19 protein-coding genes, 1 tRNA gene and 1 rRNA gene are annotated in these 16,242 nt (G+C 49.5%); 18 read left to right on the plus strand and 3 right to left on the minus strand.

The features are described 5' to 3' along the window. The 17 genes from rrf to WFJ73_RS31430 form a co-directional block, all read left to right on the plus strand. A 5S ribosomal RNA gene (gene rrf, locus WFJ73_RS33500) occupies window positions 1-79 on the plus strand; the annotation flags it as partial. A 130-nt stretch (window positions 80-209) separates the two neighbouring features. After that, window positions 210-1,391, plus strand: coding sequence for a GNAT family N-acetyltransferase (locus WFJ73_RS31355; RefSeq protein ID WP_336776737.1), 1,182 nt, complete (start codon window positions 210-212; stop codon window positions 1,389-1,391). Between the two features lie 166 nt (window positions 1,392-1,557). After that, entirely contained in the window at window positions 1,558-3,015 is a 1,458-nt protein-coding gene (gene guaB, locus WFJ73_RS31360) for an IMP dehydrogenase (RefSeq protein WP_336776738.1), read from the plus strand. 370 nt (window positions 3,016-3,385) lie between these two features. Then, the gene (locus WFJ73_RS31365; RefSeq protein ID WP_336776739.1) at window positions 3,386-4,588 is read left to right on the plus strand and encodes a D-alanyl-D-alanine carboxypeptidase family protein; all 1,203 of its coding nucleotides are present in this window, start codon (window positions 3,386-3,388) and stop codon (window positions 4,586-4,588) included. Between the two features lie 178 nt (window positions 4,589-4,766). Beyond that, window positions 4,767-5,648 (plus strand): pyridoxal 5'-phosphate synthase lyase subunit PdxS, encoded by an 882-nt coding sequence (pdxS, locus tag WFJ73_RS31370; RefSeq protein ID WP_127497766.1) that lies wholly within the window; start codon window positions 4,767-4,769, stop codon window positions 5,646-5,648. Window positions 5,649-5,680: 32 nt separating this feature from the next. Then, window positions 5,681-6,268, plus strand: coding sequence for a pyridoxal 5'-phosphate synthase glutaminase subunit PdxT (gene pdxT, locus WFJ73_RS31375; protein WP_336776740.1), 588 nt, complete (start codon window positions 5,681-5,683; stop codon window positions 6,266-6,268). Window positions 6,269-6,304: 36 nt separating this feature from the next. Next, complete coding sequence (serS, locus tag WFJ73_RS31380; protein WP_336776741.1) at window positions 6,305-7,588, plus strand: serine--tRNA ligase; 1,284 nt, start codon at window positions 6,305-6,307, stop codon at window positions 7,586-7,588. 79 nt (window positions 7,589-7,667) lie between these two features. Then, window positions 7,668-7,756 (plus strand) — tRNA-Ser (locus tag WFJ73_RS31385). Between the two features lie 259 nt (window positions 7,757-8,015). Further along, window positions 8,016-8,360 (plus strand): hypothetical protein, encoded by a 345-nt coding sequence (locus WFJ73_RS31390; RefSeq protein WP_012772096.1) that lies wholly within the window; start codon window positions 8,016-8,018, stop codon window positions 8,358-8,360. A gap of 12 nt (window positions 8,361-8,372) precedes the next feature. Further along, window positions 8,373-8,549 (plus strand): hypothetical protein, encoded by a 177-nt coding sequence (locus WFJ73_RS31395; protein WP_336776742.1) that lies wholly within the window; start codon window positions 8,373-8,375, stop codon window positions 8,547-8,549. 23 nt (window positions 8,550-8,572) lie between these two features. Continuing rightward, window positions 8,573-8,725: a small acid-soluble spore protein P gene (locus WFJ73_RS31400; RefSeq protein WP_336776743.1), complete on the plus strand. Its 153-nt coding sequence runs from the start codon at window positions 8,573-8,575 to the stop codon at window positions 8,723-8,725. A gap of 129 nt (window positions 8,726-8,854) precedes the next feature. Continuing rightward, window positions 8,855-9,913 carry a hypothetical protein gene (locus WFJ73_RS31405; RefSeq protein WP_336776744.1) on the plus strand — a complete coding sequence of 353 codons (1,059 nt, stop codon included), beginning with the start codon at window positions 8,855-8,857 and terminating at the stop codon, window positions 9,911-9,913. Between the two features lie 23 nt (window positions 9,914-9,936). Beyond that, window positions 9,937-10,662, plus strand: a complete 726-nt coding sequence (locus WFJ73_RS31410) for a DsbA family oxidoreductase (RefSeq protein ID WP_336776745.1) — start codon at window positions 9,937-9,939, stop codon at window positions 10,660-10,662. Between the two features lie 42 nt (window positions 10,663-10,704). Further along, the gene (locus WFJ73_RS31415; protein WP_442956009.1) at window positions 10,705-11,130 is read left to right on the plus strand and encodes a NucA/NucB deoxyribonuclease domain-containing protein; all 426 of its coding nucleotides are present in this window, start codon (window positions 10,705-10,707) and stop codon (window positions 11,128-11,130) included. A gap of 236 nt (window positions 11,131-11,366) precedes the next feature. Beyond that, on the plus strand, window positions 11,367-12,131 hold the full coding sequence (locus tag WFJ73_RS31420) for a glycosyltransferase family 2 protein (protein ID WP_336776746.1): 765 nt from the start codon (window positions 11,367-11,369) through the stop codon (window positions 12,129-12,131). 106 nt (window positions 12,132-12,237) lie between these two features. Beyond that, a complete protein-coding gene (locus WFJ73_RS31425) occupies window positions 12,238-13,014 on the plus strand; it encodes a methionine ABC transporter ATP-binding protein (RefSeq protein ID WP_336776747.1) in 777 nt (258 codons plus the stop codon). Next, window positions 12,971-13,678 carry a methionine ABC transporter permease gene (locus WFJ73_RS31430; RefSeq protein WP_336776748.1) on the plus strand — a complete coding sequence of 236 codons (708 nt, stop codon included), beginning with the start codon at window positions 12,971-12,973 and terminating at the stop codon, window positions 13,676-13,678. Before WFJ73_RS31425 ends, WFJ73_RS31430 begins: the two co-directional genes overlap by 44 nt. A 1-nt stretch (window position 13,679) precedes the next feature. Here WFJ73_RS31430 and WFJ73_RS31435 read toward each other — a convergent pair whose 3' ends face one another. The 3 genes from WFJ73_RS31435 to WFJ73_RS31445 form a co-directional block, all read right to left on the minus strand. Next, complete coding sequence (locus WFJ73_RS31435; protein WP_336776749.1) at window positions 13,680-14,198, minus strand: DinB family protein; 519 nt, start codon at window positions 14,196-14,198, stop codon at window positions 13,680-13,682. A gap of 375 nt (window positions 14,199-14,573) precedes the next feature. Then, entirely contained in the window at window positions 14,574-14,840 is a 267-nt protein-coding gene (locus WFJ73_RS31440; protein WP_336776750.1) for a hypothetical protein, read from the minus strand. Window positions 14,841-14,910: 70 nt separating this feature from the next. Continuing rightward, window positions 14,911-15,240: a low molecular weight protein tyrosine phosphatase family protein gene (locus WFJ73_RS31445; RefSeq protein WP_336776784.1), complete on the minus strand. Its 330-nt coding sequence runs from the start codon at window positions 15,238-15,240 to the stop codon at window positions 14,911-14,913. Window positions 15,241-15,379: 139 nt separating this feature from the next. On the opposite strand from WFJ73_RS31445, the gene WFJ73_RS31450 reads away from it, so the two are divergent. Next, complete coding sequence (locus WFJ73_RS31450; protein ID WP_336776751.1) at window positions 15,380-16,105, plus strand: MBL fold metallo-hydrolase; 726 nt, start codon at window positions 15,380-15,382, stop codon at window positions 16,103-16,105. The last annotated feature ends 137 nt before the right edge of the window (window positions 16,106-16,242 follow it).

Consider the following 16,242-nt stretch of genomic DNA (forward strand, 5'->3'; position numbering starts at 1 on the left):
ACCGAACACGACCGTTAAGCCCTCCAGCGCCGATGGTACTTGGACCGCAGGGTCCTGGGAGAGTAGGACGTCGCCAAGCAATGAAGAACCTGCCGCATTTCGCGGCAGGTTTTTTTGTGTTTATTGCTTTCTAACATTGCCCTGTCTCCTCTCGCTATGCCATAATGTGAATGTTTACAGGCCAATTTGAGAGGAGTCTGGTTATGGTTATGACCAAGGAAACAAGATTGCTTACGATGGATCAATTCGACGATATGATTGAGTTAAGTCAGTTCGCATTTCAATATGAAATTCCAGCTGTTAAGCTGGCAGAATCACGGGAACGCTTTGAACGGGAGGAAACGGATCGCTGGGGAATCTACATAGATGGCAAGCTTGCAGCTCAACTGGCCATCCTTGACTTATATACCTATATTGGAGATAAGCGATTTGCCATGGGCGGCATTGCTGGGGTATCTACTTGGCCTGAGTTCAGACGCCAGGGGTTAGTTGCCGAGCTGCTGCATCACTCACTTGAGAAGATGAAAGAGAAGGGGCAAACTTTATCTTTTCTACATCCGTTCTCGATTGGCTTTTACCGCAAGTTTGGCTGGGAGGTATATACGGATCTTAAAACCTATCGGATCGATGTAAGCCAGCTGCCCGCTAGAGCGCCATACAACGGAACGATCAAACGAGTGGAGCAGAGCTATGAGCTGTTGAATCCGATCTATAACGCCTATGCCAAGCAAGTGAATGGAGCATTGGACCGATCGGTAGCATGGTGGAACTACAGAATTTCGTCGCGCAAGAAGGGACAGACCTGCGTCTTTTTTGACAGCGCCGGGGAAGCGCAAGGTTATGTCATCTACGAGGTGAAGAACAGAGAGCTTTTCGTTCATGAGTTGATTGACCTGACGGAAGAGGCCCGCCGTGCTCTATGGTCGTTCCTCGGCCAACATGACTCTATGATTGACCGGCTGGAAATAAAAGTAGCGACAGACGACGTTCTTGCTTATCTGCTTAATAATCCTCGGATCAAGCAGGAGATTGAGCCGTATTTTATGGCTAGGATTGTAGATGCGGAAGCATTCCTTAAAGAATATCCATTTGAGGCTGGCAATGAAGAAACCATTCTGCTCGATATTGAGGATGAGCATGCGGCTTGGAACAATGGGCGGTATGAGGTTCGTATTGTCGCCGATGGTACTGCGAATGTACAGCGTATATCGGGAGAAACTAACAAGGAGTCCATTCGGACAGGAATCGGATCGTTGGCAGCGGTACTGACCGGCTATAAACGTCCGACTGAGCTGCTTCGTTACGGTCTTATTCAAGGAGACAGCCGGCAGGTGGAGCAGCTGGAGAGAAGAATTCCGGTACGCACAACGTTCCTGCCCGACTTTTTCTAAAGCGCTAACAACGAGATTGCCTATAACTGGGTGTAAAAAGGCTTACTTTCCTGCATAAGGGAACCGTTCCACTCATAAACCTAACATCCTTGACAGCCCCTGACCCCTCTGATAATATTGCAATAATATGCGTGAGAGGTATCAAAATTAAGGGAGGAACTTACTCGTGTGGGAAACGAAATTCGCCAAAGAAGGCCTGACATTCGATGATGTACTGCTCGTACCGCGGAAATCTGTTGTGTTGCCTCGTGAATCGGACGTATCTACAAAACTTAGCGAAGGCATCAAGCTGAACATTCCGTTGATCAGCGCAGGGATGGACACTGTTACGGAGTCGGCTTTGGCGATTGCTATAGCTCGTGAGGGTGGAGTCGGCATCATTCATAAAAATATGTCGGTTGCTCAGCAGGCAGAAGAAGTTGATCGCGTTAAACGTTCGGAGAGCGGCGTTATTACAAATCCATTCTCGTTGACACCCGATCATCATGTTTACGACGCTGAAGAACTGATGGGCAAATACCGTATTTCCGGTGTGCCGATCGTAGACAACGAACAGAAGCTGGTTGGTATTTTGACAAACCGCGACTTGCGTTTCGTTCATGATTATTCGATTAAAATCAACGAAGTGATGACTCGTACGGATCTTGTAACGGCACCTGTCGGAACGACTTTGCAAGAGGCGGAAGGTCTTCTTCAAAAGCATAAGATCGAGAAGCTTCCTCTCGTGGATGAGAACAATATCCTTAAAGGGCTCATTACCATTAAAGATATTGAAAAAGCGATTCAATTCCCTAATGCGGCGAAAGACAAGCATGGTCGTCTGCTTTGCGGCGCTGCAGTTGGTATCGGTAAAGACACGGCGGACCGCGCGGATGCACTGGTACAAGCAGGTATCGACGTACTGGTCGTTGACTCGGCGCATGGTCATCATATTAATATTATTGAAGCGGTTCGCAAGCTGCGTGCTAAGTATCCGGATCTTACGATCATCGCGGGTAACGTAGCAACGGGTGATGCCACTCGTGATCTGATTGAAGCAGGCGCATCGGTCGTTAAGGTCGGTATCGGTCCTGGTTCGATCTGTACAACGCGCGTTATCGCGGGTATCGGCGTACCTCAAATTACCGCTATCTACGATTGCGCAACCGTAGCTCGCGAATACAATGTGCCAGTCATTGCAGACGGCGGCATCAAGTACTCCGGCGACATTACAAAAGCAATCGCTGCAGGCGCAAGCGCGATTATGATCGGCAGCTTGTTCGCAGGTACAGCCGAAAGCCCTGGCGAAACGGAAATTTTCCAAGGCCGCAGCTTTAAAGTATACCGCGGCATGGGCTCGCTTGGCGCTATGAAAGAAGGCAGTAAAGACCGTTACTTCCAAGAGAACGAGAGCAAACTTGTTCCGGAAGGTATTGAAGGACGCGTTCCATTCAAAGGTCCTCTTGCCGATACCGTTCATCAGCTGCTTGGCGGACTTCGTTCCGGTATGGGCTATTGCGGTACTAAAAACCTTGATGAACTGCGTAACGATACGCAATTCATCCGGATTACAGGCTCCGGTCTTCGCGAGAGCCATCCGCATGACGTTCAAATTACAAAAGAAGCTCCAAACTACTCGCTGTAATAACCCGACCACGGGAAAAAGCAGACAAGGACTTAGCGACTATACGTCTAGGTCTCTTGTCTGCTTTTTTGATATGGCGGCTTACGCTTAATAGATAAGATTTTTTTAATCTGCCTCCTGAAATATACATAACTGCCATCCGGAAATACGGTTCAACCGCTAGCAGACTGAGAAAACGACTCTATTAATGCCAGAAAGTAGAATCACCCCACATCGGTTTAACTCTACCTATCCCATGTGTTACAATGAAATTCAAACGACTTAGGGATGAAAAGGGGAGAAAACGTTGAAAGTATTGCCGGTAAGATTACGGTCACTAGTAGTAGCATTCGTTGCAGGTATAGTAGCATTATCATTAGGAACGTCCTCGGTGAGTGCAGCAGGTACGAAGGGCGGCGAATGGGTGGAAAACTCCCTTGGCCTTGAGTTAAGTTCAGCCATCTTGATCGACGCCGACACGGGCCAGGTTGTATATGAAGTAAATGCGGACGAGCCTCGTCCTCCTGCAAGTATGACTAAGATGATGACCGAATACATCGTTCTTGAGCAAATCAAGAGCAAAGCGCTTAATTGGGATGAAATGATTACGGTTAGCGAAGAAGCAGCAAATACGCCAAAAGACGGCTCACAGGTTTATTTGGCTCAAGGCGAGCAATATAAAGTGAAGGATCTTTATATGGCTATGGCCGTAGGCTCGGCGAATGATGCGACGATCGCTTTGGCTTCCGCTATCGGCGGCAGCGAGCAAGGTTTTGTGGAAAAAATGAATGAAACGGCTCAAAAACTCGGACTTACTTCCGCTCATTATACAAGCGCAACCGGTTTGGCTGATACAACAGTGATTTCGGCAAGAGACCAGGCAAAGCTGGCTCAAGTCATTATTAAGAATGATCCGGAGTTTCTGGAGTATGCTTCGACGACGGAATACAAGTTCCGGCCTCGCGATGACAAACCAATCGTAAATATTAACTGGATGCTTGCATCCAATAAGAGCAACACTTATCTGAAGGCTTTTGCTTATGACGGTGTTGACGGTATGAAAACAGGCTATATTTCCGCTGCAGGTTATACGTTTACGGGTACAGTAAAACGCGGCGACCAGCGTTATATCAGCGTTGTTATGAACACGAAGTCGAAGGAAGCTCGTTTTAACGAAACAGCGAAGCTGTACAACTACGCTTTTAACTCCCTCGAGAAGAAAACGGTTATTCCGGCAAAATCCGTGGTAGAAAAAGCAGAATCGGTTAAAATTAAAAAAGGTGTGAAAAAATCGGTTCCGATCATTACAGAATCCGATATTTCGCTTATTGTGAAAAAAGGTACGGAGCCGAAGGTCGAGCTTACCGGCTATGAGCTTAAGAAACCGGAGGAGCTTGTTGCTCCGATTAAAGCCGGTCAAGTCGTAGGTACGGCAACGTACAAATATACCGATGAGCAAGGCAAAGCACTTGAGAAAACGGTCAACTTAATTGCCAGCAAAGACGTGAAGAAGGCAAGCTGGTTCGCCTTGATGTTCCGCGGAATCGGAGGCTTCTTCTCCGGTCTGTTCAACGGTATCGTCGATTTGTTCTAAGCTAGCGCCGAATATGCTCTAAAGCGTGGCAGGTAAGGCAAATCAAGGGTTGTCGATTAATGGCCCTTCCTGTAAAATAAATGGTTAGAGTAAGCGGCGAGCTTCAACCTAAATAAGCGATTAAGCGCTTAGCCCCCTTAGCGGGGGCTGCGCTCCATTTTAAGGAGGATTTCTAAGCATGGAAACAGGTACTTCGCGCGTAAAACGCGGTATGGCAGAAATGCAAAAAGGCGGCGTCATCATGGACGTTATGAACGCCGAGCAAGCGAAAATTGCGGAAGCAGCAGGTGCAACTGCCGTTATGGCACTGGAACGCGTACCTTCTGATATTCGTGCAGCAGGCGGCGTAGCCCGTATGGCTGACCCAACAATCGTAGAAGAAGTTATGAAAGTGGTATCCATTCCGGTTATGGCGAAAGCCCGTATCGGTCATATCGTAGAAGCACGCGTTCTCGAATCGATGGGCGTTGACTACATCGACGAATCCGAAGTACTGACTCCTGCGGACGAAGTATTCCATATCAGCAAGAACGAATTCACTGTACCTTTCGTATGCGGCGCGAAAGATCTGGGTGAGGCTCTTCGCCGTATCCAAGAAGGCGCAGCTATGCTTCGTACAAAAGGCGAGCCGGGAACAGGCAACATCGTTGAGGCTGTTCGTCACCTTCGCTTGATCAACGGTCAGATCCGCAAAGTACAAAACCTGTCCAAGGACGAGCTGTACAACGAAGCAAAAGTTCTGGGCGTTCCTTACGATCTGCTTCTGCAAGTTCATGAGAGCGGCAAACTGCCGGTCGTTAACTTTGCGGCAGGCGGCGTTGCAACTCCATCCGACGCAGCACTCATGATGGAACTGGGCGCTGACGGCGTATTCGTAGGCTCCGGTATCTTCAAATCGGACAGCCCTGAGAAATTTGCGCGCGCAATCGTTGAGGCTACAACGCATTACAAAGACTACAAATTGATCGCGGAAGTATCCAAAAACTTGGGTACTCCAATGAAAGGCATTGAAATTTCGAAGCTGCAAGCAGCTGAGCGTATGCAAGACCGCGGTCTGTAAGAAGCGGTATCTATAGAAAGGCGTGTAGGCTTATGAAAATTGGTGTACTGGCGCTTCAAGGCGCAGTAGCAGAGCATATACGCAGTTTGGAGGCGGCGGGCGCGGAAGCGGTCGCCGTTAAACGAATTGAAGAGCTTGCTGAGCTCGACGGTATCGTCATTCCAGGCGGCGAAAGCACAACAATCGGCAAGCTGATCCGCAAGTACGACTTCCTCGAGGCTCTTAAGGAGTTCTCGAAGCAAGGCAAGCCGTTATTCGGAACCTGTGCCGGTCTTATTATTTTGGCAAGCGAAATCGAAGGTCAAGAGGATGCTCATCTGCAGCTGATGGATATGGTTGTAGCGCGTAACGCCTTTGGCCGCCAGCGTGAAAGCTTCGAGACGGATCTTCCGATCCAAGGAATCGATGAACCGATCCGTGCGGTGTTCATCCGTGCTCCTCTCATTAAAGAAGTTGGCAGCAACGTTGAAGTATTGTCCGTATACAACGATGAGATTGTAGCCGCAAGACAAGGGCATCTGCTCGCTTGCTCCTTCCATCCGGAGCTCACGGACGATTACCGTCTGCATGCTTATTTTGTCGACATGGTGAAAGAAGCGGCTAAAACAACGACGAAGTAAAATACTTCGTATAGCATTAGGGAGGGGTCAACTGTCGTGTTGGACGTGAAATGGCTACGTAACGAATATGAGCAGGTGGAGAAGGCGCTGAAAAATCGTAGTGCTTCGCTCGACCTTATTTCCGGTTTTCCGGAGCTGGACGTTAAGCGCCGCGCTCTGCTCGTTGAAACAGATAATTTGAAAACTCGCCGCAATACAGTATCGCAGGAAGTGGCGAAGCTGAAGAAATCCGGTGGCGACGCTGAAGCGCTGATTATCGAAATGCGCGAAGTGGGTGACCGGATTAAAGAACTGGACGAGGAGATTCGCACGGTTGAGGCCCAAGTGGAAGAGCTGATGCTGGCTATCCCGAACCTGCCTCATGAGAGCGTACCCGTTGGCTCTTCCGAAGAAGATAATGTCGAGATTCGTCGTATCGGCGAGCAAACGACGTTTGACTTCGAGCCGAAGGCTCACTGGGACCTTGCGCAGGATCTGGGTATCCTCGACTTCGAGCGCGCAGGCAAAGTAACAGGCTCGCGCTTTACCTTCTACCGCGGCCATGGTGCTCGTCTGGAGCGTGCACTGATCAGCTTCATGATGGACCTGCACAGCGATCAGCATGGCTACGAAGAAGTATTGCCACCTTACCTTGTTAATCGCGACAGCTTGATCGGTACAGGCCAGCTGCCGAAGTTCGAAGAAGATTTGTTCAAGATCAGCGATTCGGATTACTTCCTTATTCCAACGGCTGAAGTTCCTGTGACGAACCTTCACCGGGAAGAAATTCTGTCGATCGAAGAGCTGCCGAAGCATTTTGTTGCTTACAGCTCGTGTTTCCGTTCGGAGGCAGGTGCGGCTGGCCGCGATACGCGTGGTCTGATCCGCCAGCATCAGTTCAACAAAGTCGAGCTGATCAAGCTGGCGAAGCCGGAAGAATCTTATGATGAGCTAGAGAAAATGACGGCTGATGCAGAGAAAGTTCTGCAGCTGCTTGGTCTGCCATACCGTGTTCTGGCGCTCTGCACAGGCGATATGGGCTTTACGGCAGCGAAGACTTACGATCTTGAAGTATGGCTGCCTAGTGCAGGCACCTACCGTGAGATTTCGTCGTGCTCCAATGTAGAGGACTTCCAAGCACGCCGCGCAGGCATTCGCTTCCGCCGCGATGCGAAGAGCAAGCCGGAGTTCGTGCATACGCTGAACGGCTCGGGTCTGGCTGTAGGCCGTACGTTTGCCGCTATTCTGGAGAACTACCAGCAAGCAGACGGAACGATTGTAGTACCGGAAGTACTGCGCCCGTATATGGGTGGTCTGGAAAAAATCAGCCCGCGTGCTTAAATATTTTGCCATGGGCCAAAAATGCAGTTGATTCTGGTTTTTGGCCTGTGGTACAATAACTTTTGTCAGTTCTTTATATGGAGAGGTACCGAAGCGGTCATAACGGGGCGGTCTTGAAAACCGTTAGGGTGCAAGCCCACGTGGGTTCGAGTCCCACCCTCTCCGCCAGTTTTTATCAACCGTATACATAAAGCACGTCCGAGACGATTGTCTTGGGCGTTTTTTGTTTTTTTTGATTAAGCGAATTGGGGATAACATGTTGTGCTCCAATTGTATGCCTGTGAATAAACCCTTGCTGGACCTTATACACAGCGTTGTGAATATAGGGGAGAATATGTGGATAAGTCTGTGGATAAGGTGTATAGCCGCTGCCGAATAATTCGAATCGCATTGCCGCATCTTATAGGTTGTGGAGGTGCTTTTACAAATGGCTAATGATAAGCTTCAAATTGATCAGAATCAGCTTGTAGCCGCATGGCAGCGTACCTTGCCGGAATGGATCAAGGATGCGGACAATTGCGAGGTTTTCGCCGATGAGTCGGATCCTAACGCACTCCGTGTCACCATTAGCACGGCAGGACACCAAGCGTACTCCTTTGACTTCAAGGTATGTTATGTGGATAGCCGCGAAGTGAAGGTCGAAGTGATTGATGTGGATAAAAATAAAGTCTCCATTGATGAACGTACCGATCCGATGCAGCAATTAATTCAGGACTACACCCGTCACCTGCATGAATGCGCGCAAGCCCTTCATCAGCTGACACACGCGTAGGAGGGACCGTCCATGACAAAGGCAAAAGGCTCGCTCGACAAAAACCTGTCGAACGTAATTGACGATCTGGCTCAAACGCCGGTGAACAGCCATCAGGCTCAGCAGCTCAATCAGGATGTGAATGACCGGCGCCATCAAGACGCGCTTAATCATGATCAGCCGACAGATTTGCATCATCAGCGCAGTTAACCTTCTATAGGAGGCGTTAAACCATGAGCAAACCCGATTCTTATCCCGTCCCCGAAGCACAAGAAAACGGCGGCAGACAGCGTCAAAGCCAAAGCCGTCAGCAGGAGCCTCTGTCCGGCTCCAAAAAAGTAAAGCAAAAAAACCATGTTCGGCATAATAACCCCGAGGGTTCATGAACTTTATAAATCCGATTAGACAAAATCCCGTTCCAGTCAGCTGGAACGGGATTTTGCTGCATTTATCTTCTAAATGGCCCGGTGTTGTTATAGAATGAAGGTATTGTTTAAAAAGGGGGACGAACGGATTTGAAAACGGTACAGCGGTTGGCTTATGTTGCACTTATTGCTGTTCTATTCGTAATTGCAGGCTGCAGCTCCGGCGATGCACCGCCAAAGCAGGCTCTCCAGGATGCCATGAAAAATATGGAAAAACTCGACGGTTACTCCGCTAAAATGTCTCTTGGTATAGATAATATCGAATTACCCGCTAGCGAGGCACAAAACGGAATCGATATGACTACGGTTATTACCGGTATGATGAAGGGCGCTAAGCTGGATATTAAGATGGTCTATGCGAAGGAACCGAAGCGTACGGATATGGAGCTTAATCTTCTGTTATCGGGAACAACGATTACCATCCCGATGATTATGACGGATGACAAGCTGTATATGAAGCTGCCGGCTTTGCCGATGCTTCAGCTTCCGGAATCGGCAGCGGGTAAATTCGTTGAGCTGGATTTGAAGGCGCTGGCGGAGCAGCAAGGTGCAGCGGCAACAACGTTGGATGCCGCAGCCCAGCAGCAATTGGTGCAAGAGCTTGGCGCGGTTGTACTTAAGCATTTTGACGAGAAAACCTACTTCAAAAGCGTGAAGGCCAAGGATGCCGGCATACCGGACGAGGTAAAGGCCGATCAAGTGATCCAGTTCAAGATGGATGAGAGCAATTACAAGCAATCTGTTGAGGCCATTGTTAATGAGATGGTTCCGGAACTGCTGACGGTCATCGCTTCGAACGACTCTTATTTGCAGGCGATCCAGAAGTCCAAGGGCGATGTAGAGAAAATGAAAACGGACTGGGAGACAGACAAAGCGGCCAAGATCGATTATCTGAACCAGAATGTAAAGGTCAATGAGCTGTCTGTTACTGGAGCCATCAATAAGGATAAGATGCTGGCGTATCAGGCCGGGAAGGTTAACGTTGAACTGACGGATAAGGATACCGGCGGCACAACCAAAGTAAATGTTCATTATGACATGACATACGGCGACTTGAACGGCAATCCGAAGTTCCTTTACGAGGTGCCGACAGACGCCGTGAAATTCGAGGATTTGATGAAGCAAATGCAGCTCCCGCTGGGACTGTAATTAAACAAAGGAAGGTGTTCGTTATGAAAATAGAAGTATGGTCCGATTTTGCTTGCCCGTTTTGTTATATCGGCAAACGCCGCTTGGAGCAGGCTCTTGGCGAATTCGAGCATGGTGATCAAGTTGAGGTGGAGTTCAGAAGCTTTGAGCTTGATCCAAACGCACCTATCGAGATCGGTCATGATGTATACGATTATTTGTCGAACAAATACGGCATGTCCCGCCAGCAGGCGATTTCCAATAACGTTCAATTGACGCAGCAGGCAAAAGCGCTTGGCCTGGATTATCGTTTCGATACGATGATTCTGACCAATACGTTTGACGCGCATCAGCTGACTCATTTTGCAGCCAAATACGGCAAGCGTGAAGAGATGGCTGAGCGTCTGTTCAAAGCTTATTTCACCGATTCCAAGCATCTTGGACGCAAAGAAATATTGGCTGATCTAGCTGCGGAAATCGGGCTTGACCGTGAGGAAGCGCTAAAGGCTCTGGAGGAGGGAACTTACAAGCAGGAGGTTCGCGCGAACGAGCAGGAGGCGGGACAGCTTGGCGTACGCGGTGTACCGTTCTTCGTCATTGACCGCAAATACGCGGTTTCCGGCGCTCAGCCGAGCGAGGTATTCCTGCAGGCGGTATCGAAGGCCTGGGAGGAAAACAAGCCACTTACCGTTATTGGCGGAGACAGTGGAGCAAACGGAGCAGATGACGCCTGCGTTGACGGGGTTTGCGCACCTAAATCCGATAAGTAACGGAATCAGACTTGTCTAATTGCAGCAGGAGGTCACTTCGCTTTGAAGAAACTACTCGCCATTTTATTCGTGGCTATTATGATCTATATCGTACCTCATCTAGACGATTGGCAGGGGCAGCCAGGAGCGGAGCCTGCTTCATCAAGCAACTATACCTTGGAGTTCCCGGCCGACCGATATCCGGAGACGGCAAAGCATATCCGCGAAGCGATGGCTTCAGGAGAGTCCAAGATCTGTACGATTGACCGGGAGAATGCCGAGGAGAACCGCAAGGAATCGCTGAAGGATATCCCGACGAAAAAGGGCTATGACCGCGATGAATGGCCGATGGCCATGTGCAAGGAAGGCGGAGACGGAGCCGATATCGCGTATATCGCTCCATCCGACAATCGCGGAGCGGGTGCCTGGGTAAGCAACCAGCTCGATACGTTTCCGGACGGAACCCGGGTGGAATTTATAGTGAAGTAAAGAATAGGCCTTTGCAAGCGCGTCTGACCGCGTCTGCAAAGGCCTATTTTATCTGAATGATAATCAGGCTGTTGTCCGACGATAATGGGATGGGTACGCATATAATAACGGTATCGGCGCAATACCGCGATCCTATTTCACTTCATATTGAAAAGCTGTTAGAGATGGCGACGACATGAGTCCGAATGTCATGTCATGACCATTTTCACAACATTATATAGGAGGTTGCGAAAGCAATGAGCGCTGCAGACGCAAGAGGCGTCACGATCATTACATCTACCATGCGCCCCCAGCTTATCAATCAATTATTCCAGAACTATGCCCGGCAGGATTGGGCGAACAAAGAGCTTATCATTATTGTGAATAAAGATAGGGCTGGGCTTCAGCAATATCAGAATAAGGCTAAATCTTTCCCGAATGTGCGGGTCTACCGGATGCCGGAGAGTTCAAATCTTGGTGCGTGTCTCAATTACGCGGCTTCGCTGGCTAAGTACGACTATATCGCCAAATTCGACGACGATGATTATTATGGGACCAATTATATCTCTGAGGCCATGTCGATGTTCCAGACCAGTAAAGCGGATATTGTCGGGAAGCTGGAAATCTATTATTTTTTCCCGCATCGTTCAACCTTAATGCTGCGAAGAAGGAGGACATCCTGGTACTCACCGGTGAGCAAGGTTGCCGGGGCGACCATTATGTTCCATAAGCGGGTGCTTGAGAAGGTGTCCTTTAACACCAAGGTCCGCCAAGGCTCGGACGTGCGGTTTATTAAGGGAGCGTTGAACAATAAGTTCCGCGTTTACACGACATCGCCTTATAACTTTGCGGCCATGCGAAGAGCGGACCGCAGCTCTCATACGTGGAAAATTATGGATAAAAATCTGCTTGGCTCTAAGGGAGCGGTCATAATCAGAACCGATAGCTACCGAAAGCGCGTAAACCGCAGCCTGCAGCAGCTGCATGGAATGGGGCTCCGCCGGCCGAATTCCAACGCTTAATAAGGGCGATAGACAGCTAAGCTTCTCGGGTGAGAGGCTTAGCTTGCCCTTGTCTATGGATGTTTGCTACCATAAGGGCAAGTTCACGAGATAAGTAGGAGAAACGATGATCACGTTTAGAGAAGTCAGCAAACGATATAAAACCGGCAGGCAGTGGGTGGAAGCGGTCAAGCCTACCTCTCTGCATATAGAGAAAGGGCAGATTCAAGGGATAATCGGGTTCAGCGGAGCGGGCAAATCGACCTTGCTTCGTATGGCCAATCTGCTCGAGACGCCAACTACCGGAGAGGTTTATATAGATGGACAAGAGCTTACGGGGCTGAGCGCAGGAGAATTGCGGGAAGCGAGACGATCGATCGGAATGATTTTTCAGCATTATAACTTGCTGAGCAACGAGACATGCGCGGCCAATGTGGAATTTGTACTGAAAGCGGCAAAGCTGCCTTCCAGAGAGCGGAAGAGAAGAGTGGAAGAGTGCCTTGAAATCGTTGGGCTAGCGGATAAAGCGAAGCAGTATCCGGCTCAGCTGAGCGGCGGACAGAAGCAACGGGTGGCAATCGCCAGGGCTCTTGCGAACGATCCAAAGGTTCTGCTGTGCGATGAGCCGACTTCGGCGCTTGATCCGGTTACGACCTTGTCGATTCTGGAATTTCTGGAGAAGATCAACCGTGAATTCCAGGTAACGATCATGCTGGTGACTCATGAGATTCAGGTGGCTAAGCGGTTATGCAACAAGATCGCGGTCATGGAGAACGGGCAGATCACCGAGCAGCTGGATAGGAATCTTCCCGGTGTTAAGCCGGTAACGCCGCTAGGGCAGTTTTTGTTCGATACCACCGATGGTTCTTCCTCTTCTTCCGTGTGGCACAGAGGGGAGGGTTAACGTGGATAGCGTTCAGGCATTAAAATCAGAGATAATAAGAGCGATCGAGCAGACCCTTACGATGGTCTCCATCTCGGTCTCCGCAGCGGTCATTATCGGCTTGCCGATCGGCATACTTCTGTTCCTCACGGCACCTGGCCATCTACGGGCTAACCGCCCGTTATATGGCATCGTTAGTTACGCGGTGAATCTGGTCCGTTCTTTTCCGTTCCTTATTCTGCTCGTAGCCTTAATTCCATTCTCCCGGATGATTGTAGGAACCGCGATTGGCCCCCTTGCAGCTTCCGTATCGTTGTCAGTGGCGGCTATTCCGTTCTATGCGCGGCTGGTGGAGCAAAGCCTGCGGGAAGTGCCCAATGGGGTTATTGAGGCTGCTGTGGCCTCGGGAGCGCCGATGAAGCATATCATATGGGGGGTTCTGTTGTCCGAAGCCCGCCCGGGACTGGTATCCGGCCTTACGGTAACGATCATTAGCTTTATCTCGTATTCCGCAGCGGCAGGTACCGTCGGGGGCGGAGGTATCGGCGATTTAGCCATCCGTTACGGCTACCAGCGGTTTGATACCGAAGTGATGGCGGCGTGTATCGTTATTCTGGTTGTTCTCGTTCAGCTTGTCCAATGGACAGGCAGCTTCGCTGCCTCCCGGCTGGATAAACGCAAATAATTTAATTGTCCAAATAGCGCTCCTGAACGATCGACAGATGATTCCGTTCATGGCCATACAGAATATAAGCTATTGCGCGTGCGGTTAATGGCGATTGATTTGCGAAGCCGGAGCGGGTAAAGGCTTCCGCCGAAAGCTGTTTAAGCAGAACAATCGTCGCTTGGCGCACGGCATTATAATTCTCGAGAAGCTCTGCAACGGTGAGCCCGCTGAAGGGGTTGCCTTCCATGTAAGCGTCCTGGTCAAAGCCCGGAAGCGGGGTTTGATCGCCTCTTGCAATGCGAAGCAGACGATAGCTCATAATACGCTCCGTGTCCGTCACATGACCCAGTACTTCTTTTAGTGACCATTTGCCTTCGCCATAGCGGTAATCCGCTTGTTCTGCGGATAAGGCGGAGTAGATGCGGTTTGTTTCCGCTTGCTGTTCTTCTAATAAAGCAATTAGATTTCCTTCAGGTACAAGGCCGATGTAACGAGTAAAAAACTCGTTGTATTCACTTGCTTGCGGACGTTCGAGCATGAATGGCACCTCCTTAGAATTAATTGGAGTATACAGCCTGCGCTGGCTGTTTTCAATAGAAAAGAGGAGCCCTTTTACAGGCCCCTCTTCCGACGGTGTGTTGTTTGAATGAGACTTTACATATCACACTTCACGTATTGATCACTCGGGCACGGCTTACTCACGAACCGTTAGGGCGGAACGTGTTAAGCACGCGGTTGGATGTACTCTGCGGCACAACCCCTCGCTTCCATCGTTATAAGTGGCTAGTTAAGATCCCTCAGCAGTTCTTGCACTATAAAGTCCAATGGAACCACACCTCACTTACACCGTCACAAGTATTATGGACCGGCTTCGCCTTTGTTATGCACGCCTGGTAAAGAAATTGTAAATCCGCTAATCCGAATCCCTTAATGCCAATCCGCAAATGGCGCATACCGTATCTGATTTATGAACGAGGTGTCCGCAGCCCGGGCAGTTCTCATGGTCCTCATCGCCTGCCACCTGCGGCTGTTCGACAGTTTTACCGACTAGATGATCCCGGATTTCCTGAATATTCTTTGCCATTGCCGAATTGTCGATGGCGCTTTGGATAACTTCATGCAGAATCCAGTAGGCGATAAGTCCGGCTAGAAATATACCGAGAATGACGATTACAATCATGTTGAACCTCCATGACAGAATAAATTTGGATGAAATTTACAATGAGTATACCATGGAGAAGATGAAGAGGTTAATCCGGAACTTCGATATAATCCGATACCATGCTTTTCAGCAGCTCAATAAGCTCCTCGTCCATAAAGCCGTATTCATCGGGAATGCCAAGACAAATAACCTGCTTGCCAATTAATTCGGAGGAGAATCTGGCCTGCAGTCTTCTCAGATGCTTTTTCTCCATCACAAAAATAAGATCAGCCCAGCCGACATGCCCTGCGGTGACTTTAATCCGAGCGTTCTCTTCCGTGCCAGCGGATCTTACTTCGTACATGCTGTACGATTCAAATACTTTCTCGGCCGTAAGGCTTCGCCATTTATTCCTGCTGCAGACAAACAACAGCTTGATAAAATCACTTCCTTTTATACATATTTTACTGCGAAATCCAGCTTTGACAACGGAGAATACGGACGATTTGACGAGCGGCTATGGACAGATCTATACTCTACTCGTATGTTACAGGTTCATTTGAAACGGAGGCAGCGCTATGCGGATTGCAGATGGTATTGAGATGTTGGAGCTTGATTTGGGGCCGATGACAGTCTGTCCGACGATTTTGTTCGACAAGGATGAATGGGTGCTGGTCGACACGGGCATGCCGGGTTCGGCCCCAACAATTATAGAGCTTGCCAAGCAGGCTGGCATTGGAGAACAGAAATTAAACAACATCCTTCTGACTCATCAGGATATCGACCATATTGGAGGGCTTCCGGGCTTCAAAGCGGACAATCCTGAGCTTGTCGTCTACGCGCATGAGGACGACCGGGCGGTTATCGATGGCAAGAAGCCGATGCTCAAGGCATCGCCGGAAAGGCTGGCTGCTTTGCTTGGAGCGCTGCCTGTGGTTGCCCGCAGTCAGTTCGAAGCGACTTTCATTTATCCTACGGGCGCAAACGTAGATCGGACCATGGCAGATGGAGAGAACCTGCCGTTTGGCGGCGGAATTACGGTTATTCATACGCCAGGCCATACGCCGGGTCATGTGAGCCTCTATCATCAGCCAAGCAAGACACTGATTGCGGGCGACGCGATGGTTGTGGCGAACGGGGAATTGAATGGCCCAAGAGAAGCGGTAACGCCTGATATGGCATCAGCGCTGCAGTCGTTGAAGAAGCTTAAGGACTTCGATATTGAAACCGTAATCTGCTATCATGGCGGGGTGTTTAAAGGCGATGTACAGGGCCGTATTGCCGCGTTGACGGCAGGCATTTAACAAAGGTAGTTCTATATCAGCGCGCAAATGCCTCAGGGCAATTTGCGCGCTGTTTTATTGTGAGATTAATATAATGCAATAGCCCCTTGTACCCGCCCACTCCCGTACTTAGGCATTTGAATATGATGGGTTCGAAC

The sequence above is a fragment of the Paenibacillus sp. MMO-58 genome, assembly GCF_037146255.1.
In the GTDB taxonomy this organism is placed as follows: domain Bacteria; phylum Bacillota; class Bacilli; order Paenibacillales; family Paenibacillaceae; genus Pristimantibacillus.